We start from the raw sequence: 26,103 nt of genomic DNA on the forward strand, positions 1-26,103 counted from the left end.
GCGGGGTGGGGAGGAGTCGCCGCCTCCCCGTCAGGCGACGGCGGGCTGGTCCTCGATCTCGAGCTCACCCGACATGCCGAGCAGCTCCAGCTTCTCCAGCACCTCGCGCCCCGGGTCGCGCAGCGTGAGCCGCTGACCCGTCTCGGAGGCGGCCAGGTGGAGCTGCAGCACGAACGCCAGGCCGGACGAGTCGATGAACGTCACCCCGGAGGCGTCGACGACGATGGGCGCGGTGCTCGCCAGCGCCTGCGCCATCGACGCGCTGGCCTCCGCGCGCAGGGCGCCGTCGACCTCCCCCCACAGCCGGACCACCGTGCGCCCGTGCGCGGCTGTCACCCCGATGCCCCCCAGGGGGCCGGTGGGATCCTCGGTCAGGTCCATCTGTCCTCGTCTTCTCGTCGTCGGGGCCGCGGAGATCATTCACCGGCGGGGCCGGTGGCGCACCCGCTGGCGCCACGCGGCCGTCCCGGCCGCTCCGCGTGCGGCCACGCCCAGGTGAACGCACGTACGGGCGCGGAAAGTTCCCCGCCCTGGGGCAACGGTTGACCCGGACTTGACCGGGCCGCCGCGGATCCGTCAGCCGCGGTCCTCGGGCGCAGGATCCGTGACGTCCGCCACGGTTGCGCCGAGCACCCGCACCAGGTCGTCGCCGTCGAGCGTCGCGCCCACCCCGTGGCCGCCCCCGCCGATCGAGACCGTGCGGCCGGCCACGCGCGCGTCCGCGACCACCGGCCAGGCACGCAGGGACCCGAACGGCGTGATCGTCCCGCGCTCGTAGCCCGTGACGTCCCGCGCCGTCGCCGCGTCCGGCATCGACATCCGGCTGATGCCGAGCAGCGCCCGGAGCTTCGGCCAGGAGATCGCGCGGTCGCCGGGCACCAGGACGAACAGGAAGTCGTCGTCGCCGCGGCGGACGACGAGCGTCTTGACGATCCCCGCCGGCTCCACGCCGCGGGCCGCGGCCGCCTCGGCCAGCGACCCGACGCGCCCGTGCCGCACGAGGGTGTGCGGGACGCCCGCGTCGGCCAGCGCCTGCGCCGCGCGGCGCTCGCCCTCCGTCGCGGGGGCCGCGTCCGCGCCGTCGCCGGCCGGGGTGTCGCTCTGCGTCATGCCCGCCACCCTACGAGGGTCCTCCGACACGGAGCCCGCCGTCCTCGACGCCCACCGTCGTGCCGTGCCACGTCCGGCGCAGCCACCGGTCGTGGGACGCCACGACCACGGCCCCGGGCGCGGACCGCAGGGCGTCGGCCAGCTCGTCCGCGAGCGCCAGGGAGATGTGGTTGGTCGGCTCGTCGAGCAGCAGCACGTCGGGGGCCTGCGCGACGAGCAGCGCGAGCACGACCCGCCGCCGCTGCCCCACCGACAGCTCGCGCAGCGGACGGTCCGCGTCCCGGGGCGCCACCAGCCCGAGCTCGACGAGCGGCACGGCCCCGGCGACGCCCTCCGCCACCAGGCCGTAGACGTCCCGGGGCGTGCGCGGGTCGTCCGCGAGGCCCACGTCCTGCTCGAGCAGCGCCACGCGGGCCCCGCGGGCGCGGTGCACCGAGCCGCGCTCCGGCACGAGGTCGCCCGCGAGCAGGTGGAGCAGGGTCGACTTGCCGGAGCCGTTCGGGCCGGTGACGAGCAGCGCGGTGTCCCGGTGCACGTCGAGCGACCCGACGGACAGCCGCCCGGGCACCTCGGCGTCCCGCACCGCCAGCACCGTCCCGTCCTGGCGGGCCGCGGCCGTGAGCGTCCCCCGGAACGCCAGCCCGCGCGGCGGCCGCCGCACCGGCGCCGCCTCGATCTCGTCCAGCCGGCGGCGGGCGTCCCGCACCCGGCGGGACACCTGGTGCGCGACCCGGTCGCCGTAGCGCCCGTAGGCCATCTTGTTCCGGTCCGTCATCGCCCGGCCGGGCGCGACCGCGCGGGCCGAGCCGTCACCCGCGAGGGACGCCCGCAGCGCCGCGACCTCCTCGCGCTCGGCCTCCCAGCGCTCCTGCCACTGCCGGCGGGCGACCCGCTGGGCCTCCCGGTAGTCCGAGAACCGCCCGCCGACCACGCGCGGGCCGCCGGGCACCGGGTCGAGGTCGAGCACCTCGGTGCCGACCTCGTCGAGGAACACCCGGTCGTGGCTCGCGAGCACCACGGCGCCCGGCAGCTCCACCAGGGCCGCCGCGAGGAACTCGGCCGCCGCGTCGTCCAGGTGGTTCGTCGGCTCGTCCAGCAGCACGGCGCCCGGGCGGCGGACCAGCACCGCCGCGAGCGCCAGCCGGCTCCGCTCGCCGCCGGACAGCGTGCCGCTGGGCCGGTCCGGGTCGACGCCGCCGAGCCCGAGACCCGCGAGCACGCGCTGCGCCCGGGCGTCGGCGTCCCAGACGTCGGCGGCCTGCGCCCGGGCGAGCGCCAGGTCGTACGCCGCCTCCGCCGCCGGGCCGGCGCCGGGGTCGCCGAGCGCCGCCGCCGTCCGCTCGAGGTCGGCCCCGAGCGCGCGGACCGCCGCGAGCGCGTCCTCGACCACGTCGCGGACGGTCGCCCCCGGCCCGAACGGCGGCTCCTGGTGCAGGTACGCCAGGTCGGCGGGCCGGGACACGGTGCCGGCGTCGGGGCGGTCCGCGCCGGCGAGCAGCCGCAGCAGCGTGGACTTGCCCGCGCCGTTCTCGCCGACGACGGCCAGGCGGTGGCCGGGGTCCACCGAGAGGCTCACGTCCGTGAGGACGCGGCGGTCGCCGAGCACGCGGGAGACGCCGACGGCGCGCAGCACGGGCGTGCGGGACGACGCAGGGGACGCGGGGACGGAGCTGCCGGGTACCGGCACGGGATCACCACCAGCGGCGCGGCCGCGCGGACGGGCGCGGGCCGACGCGAGTCGAGGGACGGGACTCGGGGCCGCTCAGATCCACATGGCGACGACCCTAGGCGGGTGCACCGCCCGGGGTCGAGGCCTTTTCCGTCCGCCGCGCCCGCCGATCGCCCTGCGCGAATCGGATCGCGCCCGGCCGCCGCGAGCGGTGACAATGGTGCGCCGTGACTGACGCCGACCCCGCCTCCCCCGCACCCGCCCCCCGGCGGCGCGGTCGGCGACCCGGGCGGGGGCGCGGCGGGAACCGCCCGGCGGCCGGAGCACCCGCGGCGGCCGGCGCGCCCGCGGGTCCCGACCAGGGGCAGCCGGCGGGCGGGCCCCGGGGCGCGGGCGCGCACGGGCGCCGGGGCGGTGCGGGCCGCGGACGGCGTCTCGCCGCCCTCGCGGACGCTCGCCGCGCCGTCGTCCTGCCGCCGGTCACCTACCCGGAGCAGCTCCCCGTCTCCGCGCGGCGCTCCGAGATCGCCGCCGCGATCCGGGACCACCAGGTCGTGATCGTCGCGGGCGAGACCGGGTCCGGGAAGACCACCCAGCTCCCGAAGATCGCGCTGGAGCTCGGGCGCGGCCGGGACGGGCAGATCGGGCACACGCAGCCCCGGCGGATCGCCGCCCGCACGGTCGCGGAGCGCATCGCCGACGAGCTGGGGACGACCATCGGCGAGCTGGTCGGCTACCAGGTGCGGTTCACCGACGAGTCGTCGGACCGGACGCTCGTCAAGGTGATGACGGACGGCATCCTGCTGGCGCAGATCCAGCGGGACCCGGAGCTGCGCCAGTACGACACGCTCATCATCGACGAGGCGCACGAGCGCTCGCTGAACATCGACTTCGTCCTCGGGTACCTCGCGCAGCTGCTGCCGCGGCGCCCGGACCTCAAGGTGGTCATCACCTCCGCGACGATCGACTCGGCGCGGTTCGCGGCCCACTTCGCCGGCCCGGCGACGCCGGAGCACCCCGAGGGCGCGCCCGCGCCGGTCGTCGAGGTCACCGGGCGCACCTACCCCGTGGAGGTCCGGTACCGGCCGCTGTCCCCCGACCGGCCCACCGACGACCCGGACGACGCCCCGGCCCGGCGTACCGCGCCGGCGGCCAAGGACGCCGCCAGGGACGAGGACCGCGACCTCATGACGGCGATCTGCGAGGCCGTCGACGAGCTCGCCGCCGAGGGGCCTGGCGACGTGCTGGTGTTCCTGTCCGGCGAGCGCGAGATCCGCGACGCCGAGGAGGCGCTGCGGGGGCACCTCGGCCCGCGGGTGCAGGACGCGCGGCGCCCCGACGCGGTCGAGCTGCTGCCGCTGTACGGCCGGCTGTCCGCCGCCGAGCAGCACCGGGTGTTCCAGGCGCACGGCACCCGCCGCGTCGTCCTGGCCACCAACGTCGCCGAGACGTCGCTGACCGTGCCCGGCATCCGCTACGTCGTCGACCCGGGGACCGCCCGCATCTCGCGGTACTCCAAGGCCACGAAGGTGCAGCGGCTGCCCATCGAGCCGATCTCGCAGGCGTCCGCGAACCAGCGGTCCGGGCGCTGCGGGCGCGTCGCCGACGGCATCGCGATCCGGCTGTACTCCGAGGAGGACTACGCCTCCCGCCCGCGCTTCACGGAGCCGGAGATCCTGCGGACGTCGCTGGCGTCCGTGATCCTGCAGATGATCGCGGTCGGCGTGGCCGCCGGGCCGGACGACGTGGCGTCGTTCCCGTTCGTCGACCCGCCGGACGTGCGGGCCGTCCGCGACGGCGTGCAGCTGCTCACGGAGCTCGGCGCGCTCGAGGCCGGGCCGTCGGGCACCCGCCTCACGGACACCGGGCGGGCGCTCGCCCAGCTCCCGATGGACCCGCGGCTGGCGCGCATGATCGTCGAGGGCGGCCGGCGGGGCGTCGCGCGCGAGGTGATGGTCGTGGCCGCCGCGCTGTCGATCCAGGACCCGCGCGAGCGCCCCGTCGAGCAGCGCGCCCAGGCCGACCAGGCCCACGCCCGGTTCGCCGACCCGACCTCGGACTTCCTCACCTACCTCAACCTGTGGCAGTACGTCCGCGACGCGCAGCGCGACCTGTCGGGCTCGGCGTTCCGGCGGCTGTGCCGGTCGGAGTACCTCAACTGGCTGCGGCTGCGCGAGTGGCAGGACGTGGTGACGCAGCTCAAGGAGCTCGCGAAGCCGCTCGGCATCACCGTGAACCCCCCGCGCCGCACCGACCGCGACCTGTCCGCCGGGTCGGCCGACCACGAGGACCCGGCGACCGCCGCGCGCGGCTCGCTGCGCCTGGAGTGGGACGCGGACCGCATCCACGTGGCGCTGCTGTCCGGCCTGCTGTCGCAGATCGGGATGCAGGAGGCGTCCGACCTGTCGGGCGGCGCCCCGCAGCGCGGCCGGGGCCGGGACGGCGGGCGCGCACCCGACCGGCGCGGCCGCAACGAGTACCTCGGCGCGCGGGGGGCGCGGTTCGCGATCTTCCCCGGCTCGGCGCTCGCCAAGAAGCCGCCGGCGTGGGTGATGGCCGGCGAGCTCGTCGAGACCTCGCGGCTGTGGGCGCGGGACGCCGCGCGGATCCAGCCCGAGTGGGCGGAGGAGCTCGCCGGGCACCTGGTGAAGCGGTCGTACTCGGAGCCGTCGTGGTCCTCCAAGCAGGGCGCCGCCATGGCCCTGGAGCGCGTCATGCTCTACGGCGTCCCGATCGTCACCGGGCGGCGGGTGCTGTTCGGGAAGGTGGACGCCGAGCACGCGCGCGAGCTGTTCATCCGGCACGCCCTGGTCGAGGGCGACTGGACGACGCACCACGCGTTCTTCGCGGAGAACCGCCGCCTGCTCGACGAGGCGGAGGACCTGGAGGCGCGGTCGCGGCGGCGCGGGCTCGTGGTGGACGACGACGCGCTGTTCGACTTCTACGACGAGCGGATCCCCGACGACGTGGTGTCCGCGCGGCACTTCGACCAGTGGTGGAAGGGCGCCCGGCGTCAGGACCCCGACCTGCTGACGTTCACGCGCGAGCTGCTCGTCACCGAGGACGCCGACGCCGGCATCGAGGGGTCGTTCCCGTCCACGTGGCCGCAGGGCGACCTGGAGCTGCCGCTGACCTACCAGTTCCAGCCCGGGACCGACGCGGACGGCGTGACCGTCCACGTGCCGCTCGTGGCGCTCGCCCGCGTGCAGCCCGACGGGTTCGACTGGATGGTGCCCGGCCTGCGCGAGGAGCTGGTGACCGCCACGATCCGCGCGCTGCCCAAGCCGGTGCGCGTCCAGCTGGTCCCCGCCCCGGACGTGGCGCGGGACGTCGTCGCGTGGTTCGACGCGCACACCGCGTCCTGGGCGGACACCGTGCGCGCCGGCGACGCGGCGCCCTCGTTCCGTGCCACGTTCCGGCAGGCCGTCCGGGCGCTGCGGGACGTGGAGGTGCCCGAGGACGCCGTCGACGAGGACCGGCTGCCGCCGCACCTGCGCATGACGTTCCGCGTGGTCGACGACCGGGGGCGGGTCGTCGACGAGGGCAAGGACCTCGCGGTGCTGCAGCGCCGGCTCGCGGCCCGGACGCAGGACGCCGTCAGCACGGCGGTGCGGTCGGCGGTGCGCGACGCGATGGCCGACGCGGCGCGCGGCGACGGCGACCGCGGCGGGCGCGACCGCGGGCGGACGGCACCCCGGCCGGCCGCGCCCGCACCCGGAGCGACCCCCGCCGGACGCCCCGCCCCCGCCGCGCTGCCCGGGTTCGACGCCGGGGACCTGTCCACGTGGCCGGACGGCCTGCCCGGCGGCGAGCTGCCCGAGCGCGTCGAGACCACCGACCCCAGCGGCCTCACCGTCCGCGGCTACCCGGCGCTCGTCGAGCACGGCCGCGGCCCCGCCGCCACGGTCCGCGTCGAGGTGCTCGCCGACGCCGGCGAGCAGGAACTGCGGCACCGCGCCGGGCTGCGCCGCCTGCTGCTGCGCGACGTCGGCCTCGCGACCGCGCGGATCACCAGCCGGTGGACCGGCGCGCAGGCGCTCGCGCTCGCCGCCAGCCCCTACCCGAGCACCGAGGCCCTCGTCACCGACGTGCAGCTCGCCGCCGTCGACCGCCTGCTCACCGAGCACCTCGCCGGCCGGCCCGCCACGTCCGTCCGCACCGCGGCGGCGTACGCCGAGGCCCGCGCGGTCGTCCGGGACCGTCTGGAGGACGCCGCCCACCGCGTCGTCGGGGACGTCGTCGCCGTGCTCGGCGCTGCACGGGACCTCGACGCGGCGGTCCGCGGCACCCGGTCGCTCGCCCTGCTCGGCACCGTGCGCGACGTGCAGGCCCAGGCCGAGACGCTCGTGCACGACGGGTTCGTCGCCGAGACCGGCGCCGACCGGCTGCCCCACCTCACCCGCTACCTGCGTGCCGCCGCCCACCGGCTCGACAAGGCGGGCGCCAACCCGGCCCGCGACGAGCAGCTCGCCTGGCAGGTGCGCGACCTCGAGCAGCTGCTCGGCCAGACCCGCGCCCGCGTGACCTCCCGGACCCCGGTGCCCGCGGACCTCGCCGCGCTGGAGGACGCCCGGTGGCTGGTCGAGGAGCTGCGGGTCAGCCTGTTCGCGCAGCAGCTCGGCACGCCGGTGCCGGTGAGCGAGAAGCGGATCCGGAAGGCCCTCGCGGCGCTGGGCTGAGCCTGTCGAACGCACTCGTGTGGGAGGACCACCACCCGACCGGAGGCCGCTCAGATACGGTCCGCTGCATGCGTGCAGGCGTCTACGTCGACGGGTACAACCTCTACTACGGGGGGCGCCACCTGGCAGGGAGTGGTCCGGACCGCTGGAAGTGGCTGGACGTCCGCGGCCTCGTCTCCGACATCGTCGCGGCGCAACGGAGCTGGCCCGCCGCGTCGATCGATCGGATCGTCTACTGCACGGCGCGCATCGACGCCCGCGCCAACCCGGAAGGCCATGCGGAGCAGGACGTCTACCTGAAGGCGCTCCTGGCGTCGGGCAGCGTCGACCACATCGAGTACGGCAAGTACGTCACCGGTGTCCGCCAGCGACCTCTGGCCGTGAAGGGCGCGACTCCTGGCGCGGCACCGACACTCGTCCGCTCGGGGTGGCCCGTGATGGTGCAGTCCGAGCTGGGATCGCCCCAGCGAGACGCGCTGTTCATGGTCTCGACGCTCCACCAGGAGGAGAAGGGCAGCGACGTGAACGTGGCCTCCCACCTCCTGGTGGACGCGCTCACGGAAGCCGTCGACGCGGCCGTCGTCGTCAGCAACGACTCCGACCTCCGGTTCCCGGTGCAGCTGGCTCGATCGCGCGTACCCGTCGGCTTGGTGAATCCTCGCGGCGGGCACGTCGCCGGCGACCTCCGGGGGCACCCCGACGACGGTGTGGGCCGGCACTGGTGGCGCGGTCTCGGTGCCGCGGACTTCACGGACCATCAGCTGCCGGAGAGCGCCGGCGGCCACACGCGCCCGCCGTCATGGTGACCCCGCGCGCGCGTGGACGCTGTCGAGCTCCCGCCGAGGTGTGCTCCCTTGCTAAGGTGGAGCCATAACTCACCCGGTCCCTCGTGGGCCGGGTTTTTCTCTGCCGGCCACGGAGTCCTCCTCGCGGGTGGGACGTAGCCGTGGCCGCCCGCGTCAGCCCTCGTGCGACGCCCGCGTGTAGTCCTGGTCCTTCGTCTCCCGCGTGAGGAGCAGCGCCACGAGCGTCAGCACCGCGGCGCCCGACAGGTACAGGCCGACCAGCCACGTGCCGCCGTCCGCCAGGCCCCACAGGGCGAGCGCGACGATCGGCGCGAGCGCGGCGCCGAGGATCGACGACACGTTGTAGGCCACCGCCGAGCCGGTGTACCGGACGTTCGTGGGGAACAGCTCGGGCAGCAGCGCGCCCATCGGCCCGAACGTCGCGCCCATCAGCGTGAAGCCGAGGACGAGGAACGCCTGCACGAGCGCCCCGGTGAAGACCTGGTCCTCGCGCAGCGGCAGGAACAGCGCGAACGTCAGCCCGAACCCGATGATCCCGGAGGTCACCCAGATGAGCAGCCGCCGGCGTCCGATGCGGTCGGCCAGCGGCCCGGAGAGCAGCGTGAAGACGCCGAAGAACACGACCCCGAGGATCTGCATGAGCACGAAGTGCACGTACGGGATGCCCAGGCCGCCGGGCTCGCCGTCCTCCGGGGCGACGGCGCGGGTGCCGTAGGTCAGCGTGAAGTTCGTCATCAGGTAGAACAGCACGTAGGTCGCCAGCATGATGAACGTGCCGAGCAGGGTCTCGCGCCAGTGGAACCGCAGCGTCGTGCCGAGGGGCAGCTTGGTCAGCCGGCCCTTCTTCTCGGCGGTCGTGAACGCCTCGGACTCCACCAGGCGCAGCCGCACCCACAGGCCGATGACGACCATGACGGCCGAGAACAGGAACGGGATCCGCCAGCCCCAGGCCATGAACGCCTCGGACCCCTCGCCCAGCAGGCCGTTGATCGCGAGGAACAGGCCGTTCGCGATGATGAAGCCGAGCGGCGCCCCGAGCTGCGGGAACGTCCCGTACCAGGCGCGCTTGCCGGCGGGCGCGTTCTCGGTGGCGACCAGGGCGGCGCCGGACCACTCGCCGCCGAGCGCGAAGCCCTGGGCGAGCCGCAGCACCAGCAGCGCGACGGTGGCGCCGATGCCGATGTGGCCGAACGTGGGGAGCACGCCGATGAGGAAGGTCGCGATGCCCATCGTCAGCAGCGAGTAGACCAGCGTGGTCTTGCGCCCGCGGCGGTCCCCGAGGTGGCCGAAGAACACGGCGCCGACCGGGCGGGCGACCATCGCGGCGCCGAACACCGCGAACGACGCGAGCAGCGCGGTGGTGTCGTTGCCGGTCGGGAAGAACAGCTTCGGGAACACGAGGACGGCGGCCGTCGCGTAGACGTAGAAGTCGTAGAACTCGATCGTGGTGCCCACGAGGCTCGCCGCGATGACGCGGGAGGGCGAGTTGAGCGGCCGGGACGCACCCGGCGGCGTGCTGGTGGCGGCGGTGGTGGCAGACATGCGGTGACGACTCCTCGACGGTCCGGGTGGCGCGGACCACCGGCGGTCGTCGGGGCGCTCCGGGGTCGGCTCGCGGGACGGTCGGTGCTCCAGCGCCCGAGCGACCTTACGCCGTCTCACGTGTCAGACAAGCCGTGTCCACATCGTGGTGGGAGGTCGTCCGACCGTCCACAGGCCCCGCGGAGGTGCGGGCTGGGGACCACCACCGCCGGGTGTCGGGCCGTTGCGGCAGAGTGTCGGCATGACGAGCAGCGACGCCTCCGACGCCCCCACCACCACGACCAGCGGCCCCGTCGGCCGCCGCTGCTTCGGCGACGGCGACCCCCTGTACGAGCGCTACCACGACGAGGAGTGGGGCGTCCCCGTGCACGGCGAGCGCGAGCTGTTCGAGCGGATGACGCTCGAGGCGTTCCAGTCGGGTCTGTCGTGGATCACGATCCTGCGCCGGCGCGAGGGGTTCCGGGAGGCGTTCGCGGGGTTCGACCCGGCCGTCGTCGCGGGCTACGACGAGCACGACGTCGAGCGGCTCATGACCGACACCGGCATCATCCGGAACCGCGCGAAGATCACGGCGGCCGTCGCCAACGCCCAGGCGCTGCTGGACCTGCACGACCGCGGGCTGGGGCTCGACGAGCTGTTCTGGTCCGCGGCTCCGCTCGCCGGCACCCGGCCCCGCCCGCGCACGTTCGCCGACGTGCCGGCGTCCACCGCGGAGTCCGCCGCGCTGGCCAAGGAGCTCAAGCGGCAGGGGTTCCGGTTCATCGGGCCGACGACGGCCTACGCCGCCATGCAGGCCTGCGGGATCGTCGACGACCACCTGGCCGACTGCCCCGTCGCGCTCGCCCGCACCGTGGGGTGAGGACGTGTCCCGGGGCGCCGGCGGCGCGGAGCCCCTCCTCGCGATCTGCGTCTAGAGAGCAATTGCCTTGAGTGTCTACCCCGGACAGGACTAGACTGATGAAGCGCACAGCGGTGCTGCGCAGGCTGCGACGGGCAGCTCGCGAGGCCGACCTGTCGTTCGAGGTCGTCGAGCTGACCAACCACACGGGCGTCGTCGTCGGCGGTGTGCGCTCGACGCTCGCCCGTCACACCGAGATCGACGACGTGACGGCACGGAAGTTCTTCGACCAGTACGCGGCAGTCCTCGGGAAGGGGTGGTGGCGGTGACCCGCTACACGGTCACGGCGGAGCGGGGACGACGCTGGTGGGTCCTCCAGTGCGTCGAGCACCCCGGTGCCGTGTCGGAGGTGGCGCGCCTCGACCAGGCCGCCGACGCGATGCAGGAGGCCATCGCGTTCGTCGCCCAGGTCGATCCGGCGGACGTCGAGGTCGACGTCCGGCCGGCAGTCCCCGCCGAGGTCGGCACGCACGTCCGCGCCGCGGCACACCTGCGGGAGGTGGCGCACAGGGCGAACCGGGAGGCAGCCGCGGAGTCACGCGCCGCCGCCCGCGTCCTGCGGGACGCCGGGCTCTCCGTCCGCGACGTCGGGACCGTGCTCGGGGTGTCGCACCAGCGCGCCCACCAGCTCCTGGCGGGCTGACCCGCTCGGCCGGCCGAGCAGCCGCCTCAGCCCTCCCCGAACTCCCGCACCGGGAGCCCGTCCACCGCCACGTCGACGCCGAACACCGCCCCCGCGAGCGGGTCGCCGTCCGCGTGCGCGGTCGTCACGTACGCCCGCCCCGTGCCCGGCGCCCCGAAGCCGAGGCACGTCACCCGCGCCGTCGGCACCCGCACCGCCCCGCGGGGCGTGCCGTCCGGCCCGAACCGCAGCACCGCGCTACCGCCGTACAGCGCCACCCACAGGCACCCGTCCGCGTCGACGGTGGTGCCGTCCGGCATCGGGCCGTCCGACGCGAACGCCAGGAACGGCTCCCACGCGCCGACCGTGCCCGCCGCCACGTCGAACGGGGCCCGGAAGACGGTCCGGGTCGCCGAGTCCGTGAGGTACAGCGTCGAGCCGTCGGGGCTCCACGCGACGCCGTTGCCGCACCCGACGCCGGTGACGACCGCGGTGACGTCGAGCGCCCCGTCGGCGCGCGCCGCGACGCGGTAGACCGTCCCCTCGCCCGTGGAGCCGTCGCGCGGCATCGTGGCGACCCACAGCCGCCCCGCGCCGTCGCACGCGCCGTCGTTGAACCGGTAGTCCCCCGGCATGGTCCCCGGCCGGGTGAGCGGGCCGAGCGTCGTCCCGTCGTGCACGCCGACGCCGTCGGCCGTCGCGAGCAGCAGGCCGCCCCGGGCCGGCCACGCGACCGAGACCTGCGAGGGCACGCTGACCACCTCGTCGCGCGCGTGGTCGCCGCCGGCCCAGCGGTGCACGCTCCGCGCGTCGATGTCGACCCAGACCAGGGAGCCGTCGCGCGCGTCCAGCAGGGGGCGCTCGCCGAGCCGGGCGCGGACCTCGCCGAGCACCACCGCCTCCGGCGCGTCCGGGGGGACCAGCTCCGCGGCGTCGATCCGGCGGTCGGGCAGGGGCACGGTGCGCAGGTCGGTCACCTCACGCAGCCTCGCACGACGCGGGAACGCCCGCGCGTCCCGGCGGGCCGTGTCGCAGCCGCGCGCGTCACGCCGCGCGGCCCGACAGCGTCCGGGTGCGCAGCAGGTCGAACAGCCGGTCCACCTCGTCGCGGGTCTCGGGGTCGAGCACGAACCCGTGCGGCGCCCGCGCGTCGGTGCGCTCGAGCACGCCCTGCCGCACCAGGAGGTGCTTCTCGACCGCCACGAACACGTCGATGGAGGTCTGCAGCGCGACGAGGGCGGACAGGGGCCCGCTGATCTCGTACGCGGCGTCCCAGCGGCCGGCCTCGACGAGGTCCCAGAGGCGGACGATCGCCCACGTCACCTCGGACCCCGGCATGGTGCCGACGATCCCGCGGCGGTAGGAGTCGACCAGGGCGGCGCCGCCGGTGCCCTCGAACACCCGGGCGCGCCCACCCGTCGCCTCCCGCAGCAGCGTCAGCCGCTGGCCGATCGGTGCGGCCTCGGGCTTGAAGTACACGCGGTCGCCGTACCGGTCGAGCAGCCGCATCTGCAGCTCGATCGACAGCGACCGGCCCACGTACCCGGACGCGTCCTGCACCACGACGCCCAGCCCGGTGGCCTCGACGATCGCCGAGTAGTACCCGAACAGCGCGTCGTCGCCGAGCTGCACGGTGATCGGCGGGATGGCCATGACGGCGTCGGCGCCGACCGACTCGGCGTGCCGCGCGGCGGCCACCGCGCCGAACGTCGACTCGGCGCCGCAGCTCACCACGGACAGCGCCCCGCGGGCGCGCGCCTGCTCGGCCACGACCTCGGCGAGCCGCGCGCACTCGGTGGACGTCATGCGCAGGATCTCGCTGACCATCCCGGTCGTGACGCCGTGGGCGCCCTGGTCGACCACCCAGTCGACCTCGCGGCGCAGCGCGGCCTCGTCGACGGTCCCGTCGGCGGCGAACGGTGTCTGGACGACCGGCAGGACGCCGGCCAGGGGCCGCGGTGCGGACATCGGGTCTCCTCGGTGAGTGGGTCGTGCGGTCGGGTGGGGGTCGCGGGGCGCGGTCACGAGCGGCCCACGACGGGTTCGACGAAGGTGCGGTGCGCCGGGGTCGGCGCGGTCAGGAAGTCGAGGTCGGCGCCCCGGTCGGCCTGGAGCACGTGGTCGGCGTACAGCCGCGGCCAGCCGCGCAGGTGCGTCGCCCCGGCCCGCGGCGCCGCCCCGCCACGCGCCGCCCGTCTGCGGTCCAGCTCCGCCTCGGGCACGAGCAGGTCGAGCCGGCGCGCCGGCACGTCGAGCCGCACGGGGTCGCCGTCCTCGACCAGCCCGAGGGGACCGCCCACGGCGGCCTCGGGGGCGACGTGCAGCACGACGGTGCCGAACGACGTGCCGCTCATCCGGCCGTCGCTGACGCGGACCATGTCGCGCACCCCCCGCTCGACGAGCCGCTGCGGGATCGGCGCCATGCCCCACTCCGGCATGCCGGGCACGCCGACGGGGCCGCAGCCGCGCACCACGAGGACGTCGCCGGGGTCGACCTCCAGCGCGGGGTCGTCCAGCCGCGTGCGCATGTCGTCGTACGAGTCGAAGACGACCGCGCGGCCCGTGTGGGCGAGCAGCTCCGGGCTCGCCGCGGCCACCTTGATGACGGCCCCGGACGGCGCGAGGGACCCGGAGACGGCGGCGAGCGTCGGCGCGGGCAGGACGGGGTCGTCGGGCGTGCGCACCAGCGAGCCCGGGGCGCCCGGCTCGGGGTACGCGGGCAGCACGTCCCGCCACGGCCGCCCGTCGCCGGCCGCGGCGTCGAGGTCCACGAGCCCGCCCGCCGCGAGCGCGGCCAGCACCGTCGGCAGCCCGCCGTCCCGGCGCAGGCGGTGCACCAGGCCGGACCCGCAGGGCTCGACGTCGGCGAGCAGCGGGACGTCCCGCCACAGCGCGTCGAACCGGGCGAGCGAGGCGTCGAGCCCGAGCCGCCCGGCCACGGCCGCGAGGTGGATCACCGCGTTCGTCGACCCGCCCACCGCCGCGAGCACGCGCGTCGCGGTGTCGAGCGCCGCCTGCGTCAGGCGGGCGGAGGGGCGCTCCTGCGCGCGGACCATCGCGACCACCCGCTCGCCGGTGGCGCGCGCGGCGGCCTCGATCGCGGGTCCGACGGCGTCCAGCAGGGCGGTGCCGGGCAGGGCCATGCCCATCGCCTCGGTCAGCATCGCGAGCGTCGAGGCGGTGCCCATGACGTTGCACGCGCCCGGCCCGGCGCACGCGAGGCACTGCTCCAACCCGCGCCAGCCGGCGTCGTCCAGCACGCCCGCGCGCCGGTCGTCGAGCGCCCGCCACAGGTCGGTGCCCGCGCCGAGCGGCCGGCCGCGGAACTCGGGCGCCGACCGCGCGCCGCCGAGCAGCAGCAGGGCCGGGACGTCGGCGCTGGCGGCGGCCATGAGGGCGGCGGGGACGGTCTTGTCGCAGTTCGCCAGGTGCACCACGCCGTCCAGCGGGTAGGCCCGGACGGTCTCCTCGAGCTCCATCGCGACGAGGTTGCGGTAGAGCATCGCGGACGGCTTCATGAGGTCCTCGCCCAGCGACATCACCGGGAACCGCACCGGGACGCCGCCCGCGGCGCGCACCCCGGCGGCCACGTGCTCGGCGAGCGCGGTGAACCCGGCGTTGCAGGGGTTGAGGTCCGACGCGGTGTCCGCGATGCCGATGACGGGACGTCCGGCGTCCTCGGGCCCGAGCCGCAGGGCGACGCGGTGCAGCACCGCCACCTCGTCGTCCCCGGCGAACCAGCCGGCGCTGCGCAGCGTCACGCGCCCACCCCCACCCGGCGCGCGCCCGGCTCCTCCGGGTCGGCGCCCAGCGCCGCGGTCCAGCCGCCGTCGATCGCGACCGTCTGGCCGGACACGTACGACGCGTCGTCGGACAGCAGGAACGCGACGACCGCCGCGACCTCCTCCGGCTCGGCGATGCGCAGCGCGGGGGACCGCCGGGCGAGGAACTCCCGCGCGGCCGCCGGGTCGGGGGCCCGGTCGAACGAGGCCTCCAGGGCCGGCGACCGGACGGCGCCCGGCGCGACGGCGTTGGCCCGGATGCCGCGCGCCGCGTACGTCACGGCCACCGACCGGGTCAGCGCCTCGACCGCGGCCTTGGTCATCTCGTAGACCGTGTGCTCCGGGTACGCGGCACGGCCGTGCACGGAGGACATGTTCACCACGGCGCCGCCGGCGCCGGCACCGACCCAGTGCGCGACGGCGGTCTCGCAGCCCCACAGCGAGCCGAGCTGGTTCCCGCGGACCATGTCGAGCGTCACCTGCTCGGACAGCTCGGTCAGGCCGTTGCGGACCGTGGTGCCCGCGCAGTTCACCCAGCCCGCGAGCGGCGCCAGGTCGAGCGCCGCCGCGAGCAGCCGCGCGTGCAGGTCGCGGTCGGCCACGTCGCCCACGCAGCCGGCGGCGGTCCCTCCGGCCGCGCGGACCTCGGCCACGACCGCGTCCACCCGCCCGGCGTCCCGGCCGACGACCACGACGGCCCAGCCGTCCGCGGCCAGCCGGAGCGCGATGGACCGGCCGATGCCGGAGGACGAGCCCGTGACGACCACGGAGCGTCCGGGGCGGGGCGGTGCCGTCGGGGCCGTCGGGGCGGGCACGTCGGACGGGTCGGCGGGGGCGGTCATGCGGTCACCTCGCGGGGTCGGGGCAGGGCGGCGACCGCGGCGTCCGCCGCGGCGGTCAGGTCCTCCAGGCCACCCGGGGCCAGGAGCGTCTGCCACACCTGGTACCGGTCGCGGTCGTAGGAGGCGCGGTCCGGCAGGTAGACGAAGCCCGGGCCGTTGGTGAGGTTGAGCACGAGCACCGCGCGGTCGGGGTGCCGGCGGCGCAGCTCGGTCTGCAGGGCCGAGAACGCCTCGCCGGGGTGCGCGACGAGCACGGCGTCACCGAGGCCCCACACCCACAGCGGGTGCCCGGCGACGCCGTCGGTGACGTAGCCGTCCGCGAGCCGGGTCGCCCGGCGCAGGCGCTCGGCGGCGGCCACGGGGTCGATCCCGGCCCACTGCTCCGCGACCTGCTCGGCGGTCGGCACCGGTCGGGCGGCGAGCGGGACGGTCTGCGCCGTGCACCGCACGCCGGCGGGGGCGGGCGCGGGCTCCCGGACCCAGAGGCCCAGCGGTGCGCCGGACTCGACGACGCCGTCGAACCGCAGGCGCGTCCCCGGCTCCCCGAGCTGCTCCAGCACCGCCACCGCCGCGTGACCGAGGGCGCGCCCGTTGCGGTCGGCCTGCTCGGTGCCGGGCCCGTACTGCTCGCGCGGCGACAGCTCGCCGGACGCGCCCTGCAGGAACAGGCACGGCGCGCCCGCGGCGGCCTCGACCACCTCGCGGGCGGCCCCGACGAGGTCGGGCGACAGCAGGCTGTTGTGGTGCGCGAGCGTCGTCGGGTGGCACGCGTAGTTGAGCAGCACGCCCAGCGGTGCGCCTCCCCCCGCCGGCGACACCCGCCCGACCAGGAGCGTGCCGTCGGCGGGCGTGCCCGGGTCGAACGCCACGACGTCCCGGTCCCCGCACGGCAGGTTCCGGGTGACGGCCAGGTCGGACCAACCGGTCCCCCAGGTGACGACGGCGTCGACCGCCGCGTCGCGCGCCTTCTCGCACGCGGCCCGCGCCCCGGCCTCGAGCGTGCGGTGGTAGTCGTCGAGCAGGTCCGCCCCGGGTAGGTCGAGGCCCAGGTCCGAGACCGACGGGCCCGCGTGGGTGTGCACGAGGTGCAGCAGCAGGTCGTCCGGCCCGGCGCCCAGGGCGCTCAGCAGCGGGTCCCGGAGCCGGGCGAACGACGCCGCGTCCCGCCACCAGCCGAGGTCGAGCGTGAGCAGGTACCGCCACCGGCCGGCGCCGGCGTCGTGGAACGCGAGCGCCGTCGCCGTCAGCGGCCGGTGCACGCCGGTGGCGACCTCGGTGCGGGACGCGCCCCAGTTGTGGGCGCGGACGCCGACGGGCGGCGTGATGTCCGCCCGGCCGACGCCGGCGCGCACCCACGACTCCCGGGGGGTCCAGGTGGTGACGGCCGGCGCGGCGTCGCGCAGCACGGGGGCCTCGCTCACGACGCACCCCCTGCCCGTGCGAGCGCGTCGGCCGACCCGGTGCGCAGCAGCGTGGTGTCGGTCGCGACCGTCAGCATCCGCACCCCGCGGGCCTGCCAGTACGCCGCCATCTCCGGCGTCCCGCAGTGCAGGCCCATCACGGTGCCGGCGCCGGACGTGGCGGCGACCAGCCCGTCCAGGGCGGCGTGCACCTCGGGGGACGTCGCGTACGTGGCCCGCCCGTGCCCGAGGGAGAGCGCGAGGTCGTTCGGCCCGACGTACACGGCGTCGACGCCCGGCACCGCCGCGATCGCCGCGGCGTTCCGCAGGCCCGCGGCGGTCTCCACCATGACGACGACCAGCCGCGCCGCGTCGGCCTCCGCGGGGGCGGGCGCCGCGCCGTCCACGTCGCCCCACACCGGCCCCCACGACCGGACGCCGCCGGGCGGGTAGGTGCACGCCGCCACGGCGGCCGCCGCCTGCGCGGGCGTGTCGACCATCGGGACGACGACGCCGTCGGCGCCCAGGTCGAGCGCGCGCATCATGAGCTCGGGGTCCGGCCCCGGCACCCGGACCAGCGTGGCCGCCGGAGTGTGCCGCAGCGCCTGCAGGACGGGCAGCACCGTGCCGGGGCCCGTCATGCCGTGCTGCAGGTCGACGCACACGTAGTCGTAGCCCGCGCCGCCGAGCAGCTCCGCCACCACCGGGTCCGGCAGGGTGCTCCACACCCCGCGCACCGGCTCCCCCGCGGCCCACCGCCCGCGAATCCGCGCCGACCGCACCCCGTCGCCGTCCCCGCTCATGCCATCCGCTCCAGGTCCTCCGCCGTCACCGCGTGCCGCAGCGCGTCCCCGCGCGCGTACCGCGCCACCTCGTCCACCACGATGCCGCCCTGCCGGAGCCGCCCCTCCACCGTGCCCGCCGCGTGGTGCGGTGTCAGCAGCACGTTCGGCAGCGACCGCAGCGGGTGGCCGGCGGGCAGCGGCTCCTCGTCGAACACGTCCAGCGCCGCGTCGATGCGCCCGGTCCGGAGCTCGGCGACCAGCGCCGCCTCGTCGACGAGCCAGGACCGCGCGGTGTTCACGAGCCCGGCGCCGTCCGGCAGCAGCGCCAGCCGCCGCGCGTCGACCAGGTGCCGGGTCTCCGGCAGCGACGGCGCGTGCAGCACGACGACCCGCGAGCGCCGCAGCAGGTCGTCCAGCTCGGCCCGCTCCACCCCGAGCGCCCCGGCGTCCTCGGCGGTGAGGTACGGGTCGCTGACCAGCACGTGCGCGCCGAGCGCCCGGAGCAGCGCGATGTTCGCCCGGCCGGTCCGGGAGGCGCCGACCACGCCGATCGTCGCGCCGAGCACCTCGTGCCGCGCGGGGGCCGCCTCCGCCTCGGCCCAGGGCGCGCCGGCGTGCAGCGCGTGGTCGAACCGCGGCACCCGGTGCAGCAGCGCCAGCGTGAACGCGAGCGCCACCTCGGCGACCGACCGGGCCATGCCCTGACCGGCCTGGGTGACGGCGACGCCGCGCGCCGCGACCTCGGGCGTGAGGAACGGCCGCACGGTCGCGCCGGTGTGCGCCACCAGCCCGAGCGCGGGCAGCCGGTCGAGCAGGCCGGCGTCGAGCGGCGGCTGTCCCCAGGTGGTGACCAGCACGCGCGCACGGGGCCAGGCGGCACCCGGCGCGAGCAGCGCGGGACCGCCCTCGAGCCACGCCACCCCGCCGCCCAGCGCCGCGGCGGCGTCGCCCAGCGCCCGCTCGGCCGCGGCGTCGAAGAACTCCCCGCGCAGCGCCGCCGGCACCGCGACCAGCACCGCCGTCACGCCAGCCACCCGTCGAGGTGCTCCGCGACGAAGTCGTCGTCGGACAGCCACGGGTGCAGCCGGAGCACGCGGTCGATCTCCTCGGCCTGGCCGGGCGACAGCGTCTCGTCCGGGTCGAGGCACCACGTGCCCGCGAGCAGGCCCTGCCGGCGCAGCACCTCGTGCACCCCGGCGATGCAGCCGGCGAACCCGTGCTGCGGGTCGAACAGCGCGGCGTTGGCGTCGGTCACCGCCGCGGACCGCGCGACCAGGTCGGCCAGCGCCTCCCGGTCGCCCGCGCGGGCCCGGCCCACCTGCGCGTGCAGCTCGACCGCGCGCCGGGTCCAGACCGACCAGTGGCCGAGCAGCCCGCCCACCACGCGGCGCGTGACCGGCTCGCCGTCCGGGCCGTCGAACACCAGGTCGGACAGCAGGTCCGCCACGATCGCGTCGTCGTTGCCCGTGTACAGCGCGATGTCGGCGCCGCGGGACGACCCGGCCACGGCGCGCGCGACGTCGAGGGTCCGGTACCGGTCGAACGGCGCGGCCTTGACCGCCACGACCGCCTCGAGCTCCGCGAACCGCCGCCAGAAGTCGAGCGACAACCGCGGCCCGCGGATCGCGGCCTGCAGGTAGAACCCGATGACCGGCAGCACCTCCCCGACGGCGGCCGCGCGCTCGATCGCGTGGTCCTCGAGCCGGGCGGGGTCGGCGAGCAGCGGGTCCCCGGGCGCCGGGCGCGGCGGGCTGAGCAGCACCGCGTGGTACCCGAGGCCCGCGGCGACCTCGGCCTCCGCCACGGCCTGCGCCGTCGGCCCGGCCACCCCGGCGACCCGCACGAACGGGCGGGCGGCGGGCCCGGCCCCCAGCGCGTCGTCGAGGGTGTCGGCCGCGAGCGCCAGCACCGGCTCGTACAGGCCGACGTCCCGGATCTCGAACTGCGTGGTGTGCACCCCGACCGCGACGCCCCCGGCACCGGCGGCGGCGTAGTACCGGGTGAGCGCGCGCTGGTGCCGCTCGTCGAGGCGGCGGTCCTCCGTGAGCGCGAGCGGGTGCGCGGGGATGACGGTGCCGGCGCGCAGCAGCTCGCCGACCTCGCGCGGCAGGGCGGGGGTGGCGGGCGCGGCGGGGGCGGCCATCAGAACCGCCCGTCCCGGACGGCCCACTTGGTGGGCTTCCCGCTGGTCGGCAGCCCGGCCGCCAGCCACGCCGCCTGCCAGTCCACGAGCGTGCCCGCGGTGACGTCGGGGTAGCCGAACAGGTCGAGGCACCGGGTCGCGTCGTTGAGCAGCGCGGTGCCCGACGGCGTGCCCGTGAACGCGACGTCGCGGCCGAGACCCGCGGCCAGGCGCCGGGCGACCCGCTCGACGGGCAGCACCTCGGGCCCGGTGAGGTTGAGCGTGAAGACGTCGGGCGAGGCGTGGGCCGTGGCGCGGAGCGTGACCTCGTTCGCGTACCCCTGCCACACCACGTTGACGTGGCCGGTGGTGAGGTCGACCGGCTCGCCCGCGAGGATCGTCGAGGCGATGTCGTACAGCACCCCGTACCGCAGGTCGACGGCGTAGTTCAGCCGGATCAGCGACACCGGCGTGCCGCGGGTCAGCGCGCCGTGCGCGAACACCCGCTCCCGGCCGAGGCAGGACATCGCGTACTCCCCGACCGGCCCGAGGGGGTGGTCCTCGGCGGCGCCCTGGCTGCTGACGGGCACCAGCGGGTAGACGTTGCCGGTCGAGAACGCCGTGATCCGGCTGTCCCGGTACCGCCGCGCGACCCGGTCCGGCAGCGCGGCGTTCACCGCCCAGGCCCACGACGGGGCCGACGCGGAGCCGAACTTCGCGCCCACCATGAACAGTACGTCCGCGCCGTCGGGCAGCCCCGCCAGGTCGTCGTCGCCGAGCAGGTCGGCCGTCACGACACGGACCCCCGCCGCGCGCAGCCGGTCGGCCTGCGCGGCGTCGGACCACCGGGACACGGCGTGCACCGCGTCGCCGTCGCGGCCCGCGGCGTCCAGCGCCCGCCGCGCCAGCACGGCGAGCGTCGGGCCCATCTTGCCGCCGGCGCCGAGGACCACCAGGTCGCCGGCGCCGCGCGCGAGGTCGGCGACCAGCGCCGGCGACGGGGTGGTGAGGCGGTCCTCGAGCTCCTGCTCGGAGGTGAACATGCGGGTCCTTCCGTGGGGTCTGCGGGGTCGGGGGTCGCGGCGGCGGCTCAGCCCTTGATGCCGGTCTGCGCGACGCCCTCCTGGAACGAGCGCTGCGCGACGGCGTACGCCGCGAAGATCGGGACGAGGGCGACGACGGACCCGGCCAGCACCACCGAGAGCGGCACCTGCTGCTGGCGCAGCGACGCGATGCCGACGGTGAGCGTCCACATGTCCGCGCTCTTGCCGATGATGAGCGGCCACAGGAAGTCGTTCCAGTGCCACAGGAACACGAACGTGCCGAGCGTCGCGAGCACCGGCTTGCACAGCGGCAGCACGATCGTCGCGAACGTGCGCCACTCGCCGGCGCCGTCGATCTTCGCGGCCTCGAACAGCTCGTCCGGCAGCCCCTTGATGAACTGCCGCATGAGGAACACCGCCTGGGCGTTCGCCAGCGAGGGCAGGATCAGGCCCCAGTACGTGTCGACGCCGCCGAGCTTCGCCATGACGATGAAGGTCGGGATGAGGGTGACGTGGTACGGCACCATCACCATCGCGAGGAACGACCAGAACATGGCCTCCCGCCCGGGGAACCGCTTCTTGGCGAACGCGTAGCCGGCCATCGAGGCCATCACGAGCACCGCCACCACGGACACCACGGAGTAGATGACGCTGTTCAGCGTCCAGCGCAGCATGTCCTGCCCGGCCAGCACCTCCCGGAACGCCGAGGTGTCGAGGTTCCACGGCAGCAGCGACGACGGGAAGTCGATGGCCGTCTCGGGCCGCAGCGCGATGACGACCATCGCGTAGAACGGGAAGATCGTCAGCAGCGAGCCGGCGGCCAGCAGCAGCCCGCGCAGGACCTTGCCCCGCCGGGTCGGCTCGAGGGCGCGGTACGGGCGGCGGCGCGCGGCGGCGGGCGGCGGGACGGCGGGCGGGGCCGCGACCTGTGCGGTGGGGGCGCTCACGATTCCCTCCCGAGGAAGCGTCGCTGGACCACGGCGACGACGAGCGTCATGGCGAACAGCGCGACGCCGATCGCCGCGGCGTAGCCGTAGTCGACGTACTTGAAGCCCTGGTCGTACAGCATGTAGACGAGGGTGTAGCTGCCGCGGGCGGGGCCGCCCTGGGTCATCACGAAGATCAGGTCGAACACCTGGAACGAGGCCGTGGTCTCGATGACCGCGAGGAAGAACAGCGACGGCCTCAGGTGCGGCAGCACGATGTACCGGAACCGCGCGACGGGGCCGGCGCCGTCGGTCAGCGCCGCCTCCTCCAGCTCGCGCGGGACCTCCTGCAGGCCGGCCAGCAGGATGAGCATCCCGTAGCCGAACCGCGACCAGACGCCCACGAGCACGAGCGCCGGGACCACCAGCAGCGACGAGGACAGCCACGACTGCCCGCTGCCGCCGAGCCACTGCGAGACCGTCGACACCGGGCCGTCGGTCGAGAACACCCAGACGAACACCGTGCCCGCCAGCACCAGCGAGGTGATGACCGGCAGGAAGAACACCGACCGGAAGAACCCCACCCCGCGGAACCGGCGCCGCACCGCGAGCGCCATCACCAGGGACAGCCCGAGCGACAGCGGCACGGCCAGCAGCGTGTAGAGCACGGTCACGCGCAGGGCCTGCCAGAACACCGGGTCGCCGACCATGCGCTCGAAGTTCGCCAGGCCCTCCCACTCGAGGCTGCCGGAGATGTCGTAGTCGAAGAACGACAGCCCGACGCCGGCGATCGCCGGACCGAACCGGAACGCCAGGAACAGCAGGAACGTCGGCAGGGCGAACAGCAGGCCGGTGCGCGCGTCCCAGCGCGCCATCACCGACCGGCCACCGGCCCGGCCGGGCCCGCCGCGGCGCGTGGGCGCCGCGGCGGGCTCGCGGAGTGCAGAGGTCATCGCCTTCGTCAGCCCAGCATCGCGTCGGCCGAGGCCGCGGCGTCGTCGAGCGCCTGCTGCGCGGACTTCTGCCCGAGCAGCGCGGCCTGGATCTCCGGGGCGAGGACGCCCATCACCTCGCGGGCGTGCTCGTTGACCGGGCCGACCGTGGTGTCGGGGATCGTCTTCTCGATCGCGCCGTACACCGGGTCGTCCGCGTAGAGCTCACCGGTCGAGGACAGCGGGGAGAACATCTTCGCGGTGGTGACGAACTCGGTGACCGGGTCCGCCGAGGTCACGAAGTCGATCCACGCGCCGGCGGCGTCCTTGTTCTCCGAGCCCTTCAGCATCGACAGCGAGCCGACGGTGCCGTAGCCGATCGTCTCCTCCTGGGTCAGCGGCGGCTGGATGACGATGTTCTCGGTGCCCCAGTACGCCTCGACGTCCGCGGGACCGGACTGCCAGGTGCACGCGACCTTGTTCTGCGCGAGCGCCGTCTGCTCGATGCTCGGCGTGGTGGTGATGAGGTCGGGCTCCAGGTAGCCGCCCTCGTTCAGCTCGACCAGGAACTCGAGCGCCTCGACGCCCGCGTCCGAGTTGAACGCCACCGACGTGCCGTCCTCGCTGAACACGTCGCCGCCCGCCTGCCACAGCAGCGGGTAGAACGTCATGTTGAGCGTGACCTCGGGCGAGCCCCAGTAGTTCGTGGCGTAGATGCCCTGCTCGGCCAGGTCCGGGGCGATGTCCAGCAGGTCGTCCCAGGTCTCCGGGTACTCGGTGGCGCCGATCGCGTCGAACGCCGCCTTGTCGCACACCAGCGGGTTGGAGCTGGTGAGCAGCGGCGCGCCGAGCATCTGCCCGTCGACCGTGATCGACTCCGCGACGTTCGGGAGGATGTCGGCGACGTGCTCCTCGGACAGGTAGCCGTCCACCGGCTCGATCGACGACTGGTACGTCGCGAGCTGGTCGGGGATCAGGTACACGACGTCCGGGCCGGTGCCGGACGCGATGGCCGTGGTCAGCGACTCGTCGCGGCCCGCCCACGGGTACACCTGGACGGTGACGTCGACGTCGGGGTTCTCCGCCGTGAACGCCTCGACCTGCGCGTCCCAGAAGTCCTGGTGCGCGGTCTCGTCCGCGATGATCGGGTAGATCCACATCGTGACCTCGCCGGACAGGGCTCCGTCCTCGCCGTCGCCGGCGGGGGCGCCGTCGGACGAGGAGGAACAGCCGGCGAGCAGGACCGTGCAGGCGGCTCCGGCCGCCACCAGCGACTTCGTCGCGAGTCTCATCGCATCTCCTTGATCAGGACCCTGGGGTCGGGGGAAGGCAGGGACTGCTGGGGGACGTGCGGGTGGTGCGTGGTGCCCCGGGCGGCGGCCGTCATGCGGCGCCCACCTCCCGGACCTGGCCGGTCCGGCGCGCCTGCTCGGCGGCGAACACGACGAGGTGGCTGTCGAGGGACTCGGCCGCTCCGGACCGGACCCAGGTGCGGTCGCCGGTGGCGACCGCGGCGGTGAAGGCGTCCATGAGGCCGGCGTCGCCGCCGCCGTGGCCGTCCGCGGCGTTGGACCCGGCCGCGCCGGTGTCGAGGACGCGCACGGTGTTGTCCCGGAAGTCGACGACGCGGACCCGCTCGCCGTCGCCCTCGAGCGAGCCGTGGGTGCCGAACACCCGCGTCTGCCGGTGGGTCTGCTCCGAGAACGCCGTCATGGTGAACGTCGCCGCCGCGCCGCCCTCGAGGCGCATCGCGACGACCTGGTGGTCGACCACGTCGTTGTCGCAGGCCCACACGCAGCGGCCGTACGGGCCGGTGCGCAGCGCGTCGACGACCCCCTGCTCGTCGGTGCGCGACGTGATGACGGTGACCGGCCAGACGGGCCCGTCGGCGCGGAGCGTGCCGAGGTACAGCCGCGGGGCGGAGTACGGGCAGCCGGGCTCGAGGGCGCAGTCGAGGCACCGGTCGGCGGCGCCGGCGGGCCGGTGCTCGGGGCGGAACTCGGTGAGCGAGCCGAACGACGACACGCTCTCGACCCGCAGGCCGGTCACGTACCGGATCCAGTCCACGTCGTGGCAGGACTTGGCCAGCAGCATCGGCGCCGACTCGTCCTCGCGCCGCCAGGGCCCGCGCACGTAGGAGTGCGCCATGTGCCACCAGCCGACCGGCTCCAGGTGCTGCACGTCGACCACCCGGCCGAGGACGCCGGAGTCGACGACCTCCTTCACCAGGTCGGTGTACGGCGTGTACCGCAGGACGTGGCAGACGCCGAACAGCACGCCCGCCCGCTCGACGGCCGCGACGATCCGGCGGCACTCCGCCTCGGTCGGGGCGATCGGCTTCTCCAGGAGCACCGCGTAGCCGAGCGCCGCGAACGCCTCCGCCGGCTCGGCGTGGTCGCGGTCCTGGGTGGAGATCACGACCATGTCCGCCACCCGGCCCTGCGCGGCGAGGTCCCGCCAGTCGTCGTAGTGCGCGACGCCCGGGTCGCCCGCGGCGACGAGGTCGCGCCGGTGCGGCTGCGGGTCGGCGACGGCGACGAGCCGGGCGCGCCCCGGGTTCGCCCGCGCCCACGCCAGGTAGGTCTGGCCGCGGTTGCCCGCGCCGACCAGGGCGACGGTGACCGGGGGCAGCCCGGCGACGGCGTCGGCGGTGCTGCGGCGCGGCGCACGCTCCCACGGCCGCGCGGCGGGGGCGGCCGGTGCCGTCGGCGACCGCGTCGCCGCACCCGCCGGGACGCCGGTGGGCGCGCCCGTCGTGCGCGGGGACGTCTCGCTGCTCGTTGCCATGCGGACCGCCTGGGGACTCGTCACGTCGTGGACTCGTCCGCGCGGTGCGCGTCGTGGCGTCGGGGCCGTGCTGGCGGTCGTCCTCCCCGTCGAGGGCGACCGTCTGGCGGAGCGCAGGGGGCTGGCCTGCGTCGCGACGACCCTCCCGGGCTGGGGGC

The 26,103-nt window shown here is 76.0% G+C and carries 22 protein-coding genes; 5 read left to right on the forward strand and 17 right to left on the reverse strand.

The genetic code is table 11. From position 1 onward, the window contains the following. Positions 1–30 precede the first annotated feature (30 nt). The 3 genes from P9841_RS10480 to P9841_RS10490 all read right to left on the reverse strand — a co-directional run bounded on the left by P9841_RS10480 (position 31) and on the right by P9841_RS10490 (position 2,797). On the reverse strand, positions 31–381 hold the full coding sequence (locus P9841_RS10480) for an STAS domain-containing protein (RefSeq protein ID WP_283318637.1): 351 nt from the start codon (positions 379–381) through the stop codon (positions 31–33). Between the two features lie 195 nt (positions 382–576). Next, positions 577–1,110 carry an aminoacyl-tRNA deacylase gene (locus P9841_RS10485; protein ID WP_283318638.1) on the reverse strand — a complete coding sequence of 178 codons (534 nt, stop codon included), beginning with the start codon at positions 1,108–1,110 and terminating at the stop codon, positions 577–579. 10 nt (positions 1,111–1,120) lie between these two features. Then, a complete protein-coding gene (locus tag P9841_RS10490; protein WP_283318639.1) occupies positions 1,121–2,797 on the reverse strand; it encodes an ABC-F family ATP-binding cassette domain-containing protein in 1,677 nt (558 codons plus the stop codon). Between the two features lie 209 nt (positions 2,798–3,006). Between P9841_RS10490 and hrpA the strand changes: the two genes are divergently transcribed. Both hrpA and P9841_RS10500 read left to right on the forward strand, forming a co-directional pair. Continuing rightward, a complete protein-coding gene (hrpA, locus tag P9841_RS10495; protein ID WP_283318640.1) occupies positions 3,007–7,458 on the forward strand; it encodes an ATP-dependent RNA helicase HrpA in 4,452 nt (1,483 codons plus the stop codon). 68 nt (positions 7,459–7,526) lie between these two features. Further along, entirely contained in the window at positions 7,527–8,264 is a 738-nt protein-coding gene (locus P9841_RS10500; RefSeq protein ID WP_283318641.1) for an NYN domain-containing protein, read from the forward strand. A 153-nt stretch (positions 8,265–8,417) separates the two neighbouring features. Here P9841_RS10500 and P9841_RS10505 read toward each other — a convergent pair whose 3' ends face one another. Continuing rightward, a complete protein-coding gene (locus P9841_RS10505; RefSeq protein ID WP_283318642.1) occupies positions 8,418–9,806 on the reverse strand; it encodes an MFS transporter in 1,389 nt (462 codons plus the stop codon). Positions 9,807–10,047: 241 nt separating this feature from the next. On the opposite strand from P9841_RS10505, the gene P9841_RS10510 reads away from it, so the two are divergent. The 3 genes from P9841_RS10510 to P9841_RS10520 all read left to right on the forward strand — a co-directional run bounded on the left by P9841_RS10510 (position 10,048) and on the right by P9841_RS10520 (position 11,347). After that, on the forward strand, positions 10,048–10,665 hold the full coding sequence (locus P9841_RS10510; RefSeq protein WP_283318643.1) for a DNA-3-methyladenine glycosylase I: 618 nt from the start codon (positions 10,048–10,050) through the stop codon (positions 10,663–10,665). Between the two features lie 98 nt (positions 10,666–10,763). Continuing rightward, positions 10,764–10,973, forward strand: a complete 210-nt coding sequence (locus P9841_RS10515; RefSeq protein WP_283318644.1) for a ribonuclease PH — start codon at positions 10,764–10,766, stop codon at positions 10,971–10,973. Further along, positions 10,970–11,347, forward strand: coding sequence for a hypothetical protein (locus P9841_RS10520; protein WP_283318645.1), 378 nt, complete (start codon positions 10,970–10,972; stop codon positions 11,345–11,347). The genes P9841_RS10515 and P9841_RS10520 overlap by 4 nt, the downstream gene beginning before the upstream one ends. Positions 11,348–11,373: 26 nt before the next feature. Here the strand turns inward: P9841_RS10520 and P9841_RS10525 are convergent, their stop codons facing one another. The 13 genes from P9841_RS10525 to P9841_RS10585 all read right to left on the reverse strand — a co-directional run bounded on the left by P9841_RS10525 (position 11,374) and on the right by P9841_RS10585 (position 25,969). Then, complete coding sequence (locus P9841_RS10525) at positions 11,374–12,303, reverse strand: SMP-30/gluconolactonase/LRE family protein (protein WP_283318646.1); 930 nt, start codon at positions 12,301–12,303, stop codon at positions 11,374–11,376. A gap of 67 nt (positions 12,304–12,370) precedes the next feature. After that, positions 12,371–13,294 (reverse strand): dihydrodipicolinate synthase family protein, encoded by a 924-nt coding sequence (locus tag P9841_RS10530; RefSeq protein WP_283318647.1) that lies wholly within the window; start codon positions 13,292–13,294, stop codon positions 12,371–12,373. A 53-nt stretch (positions 13,295–13,347) separates the two neighbouring features. Then, entirely contained in the window at positions 13,348–15,087 is a 1,740-nt protein-coding gene (locus P9841_RS10535) for a dihydroxy-acid dehydratase (protein WP_283318648.1), read from the reverse strand. Then, positions 15,084–15,950: an SDR family NAD(P)-dependent oxidoreductase gene (locus P9841_RS10540; RefSeq protein ID WP_283318649.1), complete on the reverse strand. Its 867-nt coding sequence runs from the start codon at positions 15,948–15,950 to the stop codon at positions 15,084–15,086. The genes P9841_RS10535 and P9841_RS10540 overlap by 4 nt, the downstream gene beginning before the upstream one ends. Further along, positions 15,947–17,371: a hypothetical protein gene (locus tag P9841_RS10545; protein ID WP_283318650.1), complete on the reverse strand. Its 1,425-nt coding sequence runs from the start codon at positions 17,369–17,371 to the stop codon at positions 15,947–15,949. Before P9841_RS10545 ends, P9841_RS10540 begins: the two co-directional genes overlap by 4 nt. Next, on the reverse strand, positions 17,368–18,153 hold the full coding sequence (locus P9841_RS10550; RefSeq protein ID WP_283318651.1) for an HpcH/HpaI aldolase family protein: 786 nt from the start codon (positions 18,151–18,153) through the stop codon (positions 17,368–17,370). The genes P9841_RS10545 and P9841_RS10550 overlap by 4 nt, the downstream gene beginning before the upstream one ends. Continuing rightward, positions 18,150–19,160 (reverse strand): hydroxyacid dehydrogenase, encoded by a 1,011-nt coding sequence (locus P9841_RS10555; RefSeq protein WP_283318652.1) that lies wholly within the window; start codon positions 19,158–19,160, stop codon positions 18,150–18,152. The genes P9841_RS10550 and P9841_RS10555 overlap by 4 nt, the downstream gene beginning before the upstream one ends. After that, positions 19,157–20,278 carry a dihydrodipicolinate synthase family protein gene (locus tag P9841_RS10560; RefSeq protein ID WP_283318653.1) on the reverse strand — a complete coding sequence of 374 codons (1,122 nt, stop codon included), beginning with the start codon at positions 20,276–20,278 and terminating at the stop codon, positions 19,157–19,159. Before P9841_RS10560 ends, P9841_RS10555 begins: the two co-directional genes overlap by 4 nt. Beyond that, the gene (locus P9841_RS10565; RefSeq protein WP_283318654.1) at positions 20,278–21,300 is read right to left on the reverse strand and encodes an NAD-dependent epimerase/dehydratase family protein; all 1,023 of its coding nucleotides are present in this window, start codon (positions 21,298–21,300) and stop codon (positions 20,278–20,280) included. The genes P9841_RS10560 and P9841_RS10565 overlap by 1 nt, the downstream gene beginning before the upstream one ends. A gap of 47 nt (positions 21,301–21,347) precedes the next feature. Next, positions 21,348–22,247, reverse strand: a complete 900-nt coding sequence (locus P9841_RS10570; protein ID WP_283318655.1) for a carbohydrate ABC transporter permease — start codon at positions 22,245–22,247, stop codon at positions 21,348–21,350. Beyond that, positions 22,244–23,179, reverse strand: a complete 936-nt coding sequence (locus P9841_RS10575; protein WP_283318656.1) for a carbohydrate ABC transporter permease — start codon at positions 23,177–23,179, stop codon at positions 22,244–22,246. The genes P9841_RS10570 and P9841_RS10575 overlap by 4 nt, the downstream gene beginning before the upstream one ends. Positions 23,180–23,187: 8 nt before the next feature. Continuing rightward, complete coding sequence (locus P9841_RS10580; protein WP_283318657.1) at positions 23,188–24,450, reverse strand: ABC transporter substrate-binding protein; 1,263 nt, start codon at positions 24,448–24,450, stop codon at positions 23,188–23,190. Positions 24,451–24,541: 91 nt separating this feature from the next. Continuing rightward, positions 24,542–25,969: a Gfo/Idh/MocA family protein gene (locus P9841_RS10585; RefSeq protein ID WP_283318658.1), complete on the reverse strand. Its 1,428-nt coding sequence runs from the start codon at positions 25,967–25,969 to the stop codon at positions 24,542–24,544. Positions 25,970–26,103: the final 134 nt, after the last annotated feature.

It is taken from the genome of Cellulomonas sp. ES6 (assembly GCF_030053835.1).
Taxonomy (GTDB): Bacteria; Actinomycetota; Actinomycetes; order Actinomycetales; family Cellulomonadaceae; genus Cellulomonas.

Excerpts from the sequence above, each read along its gene's own strand:
- P9841_RS10480 (WP_283318637.1), bottom strand. The coding sequence starts at position 381 with ATGGACCTGACCGAGGATCCCACCGGCCCCCTGGGGGGCATCGGGGTG.
- P9841_RS10485 (WP_283318638.1), bottom strand. The coding sequence starts at position 1,110 with ATGACGCAGAGCGACACCCCGGCCGGCGACGGCGCGGACGCGGCCCCC.
- P9841_RS10500 (WP_283318641.1), top strand. The coding sequence starts at position 7,527 with ATGCGTGCAGGCGTCTACGTCGACGGGTACAACCTCTACTACGGGGGG.
- P9841_RS10505 (WP_283318642.1), bottom strand. The coding sequence starts at position 9,806 with ATGTCTGCCACCACCGCCGCCACCAGCACGCCGCCGGGTGCGTCCCGG.
- P9841_RS10510 (WP_283318643.1), top strand. The coding sequence starts at position 10,048 with ATGACGAGCAGCGACGCCTCCGACGCCCCCACCACCACGACCAGCGGC.
- P9841_RS10515 (WP_283318644.1), top strand. The coding sequence starts at position 10,764 with ATGAAGCGCACAGCGGTGCTGCGCAGGCTGCGACGGGCAGCTCGCGAG.
- P9841_RS10530 (WP_283318647.1), bottom strand. The coding sequence starts at position 13,294 with ATGTCCGCACCGCGGCCCCTGGCCGGCGTCCTGCCGGTCGTCCAGACA.
- P9841_RS10540 (WP_283318649.1), bottom strand. The coding sequence starts at position 15,950 with ATGACCGCCCCCGCCGACCCGTCCGACGTGCCCGCCCCGACGGCCCCG.
- P9841_RS10550 (WP_283318651.1), bottom strand. The coding sequence starts at position 18,153 with ATGAGCGGGGACGGCGACGGGGTGCGGTCGGCGCGGATTCGCGGGCGG.
- P9841_RS10560 (WP_283318653.1), bottom strand. The coding sequence starts at position 20,278 with ATGGCCGCCCCCGCCGCGCCCGCCACCCCCGCCCTGCCGCGCGAGGTC.
- P9841_RS10565 (WP_283318654.1), bottom strand. The coding sequence starts at position 21,300 with ATGTTCACCTCCGAGCAGGAGCTCGAGGACCGCCTCACCACCCCGTCG.
- P9841_RS10575 (WP_283318656.1), bottom strand. The coding sequence starts at position 23,179 with ATGACCTCTGCACTCCGCGAGCCCGCCGCGGCGCCCACGCGCCGCGGC.
- P9841_RS10580 (WP_283318657.1), bottom strand. The coding sequence starts at position 24,450 with ATGAGACTCGCGACGAAGTCGCTGGTGGCGGCCGGAGCCGCCTGCACG.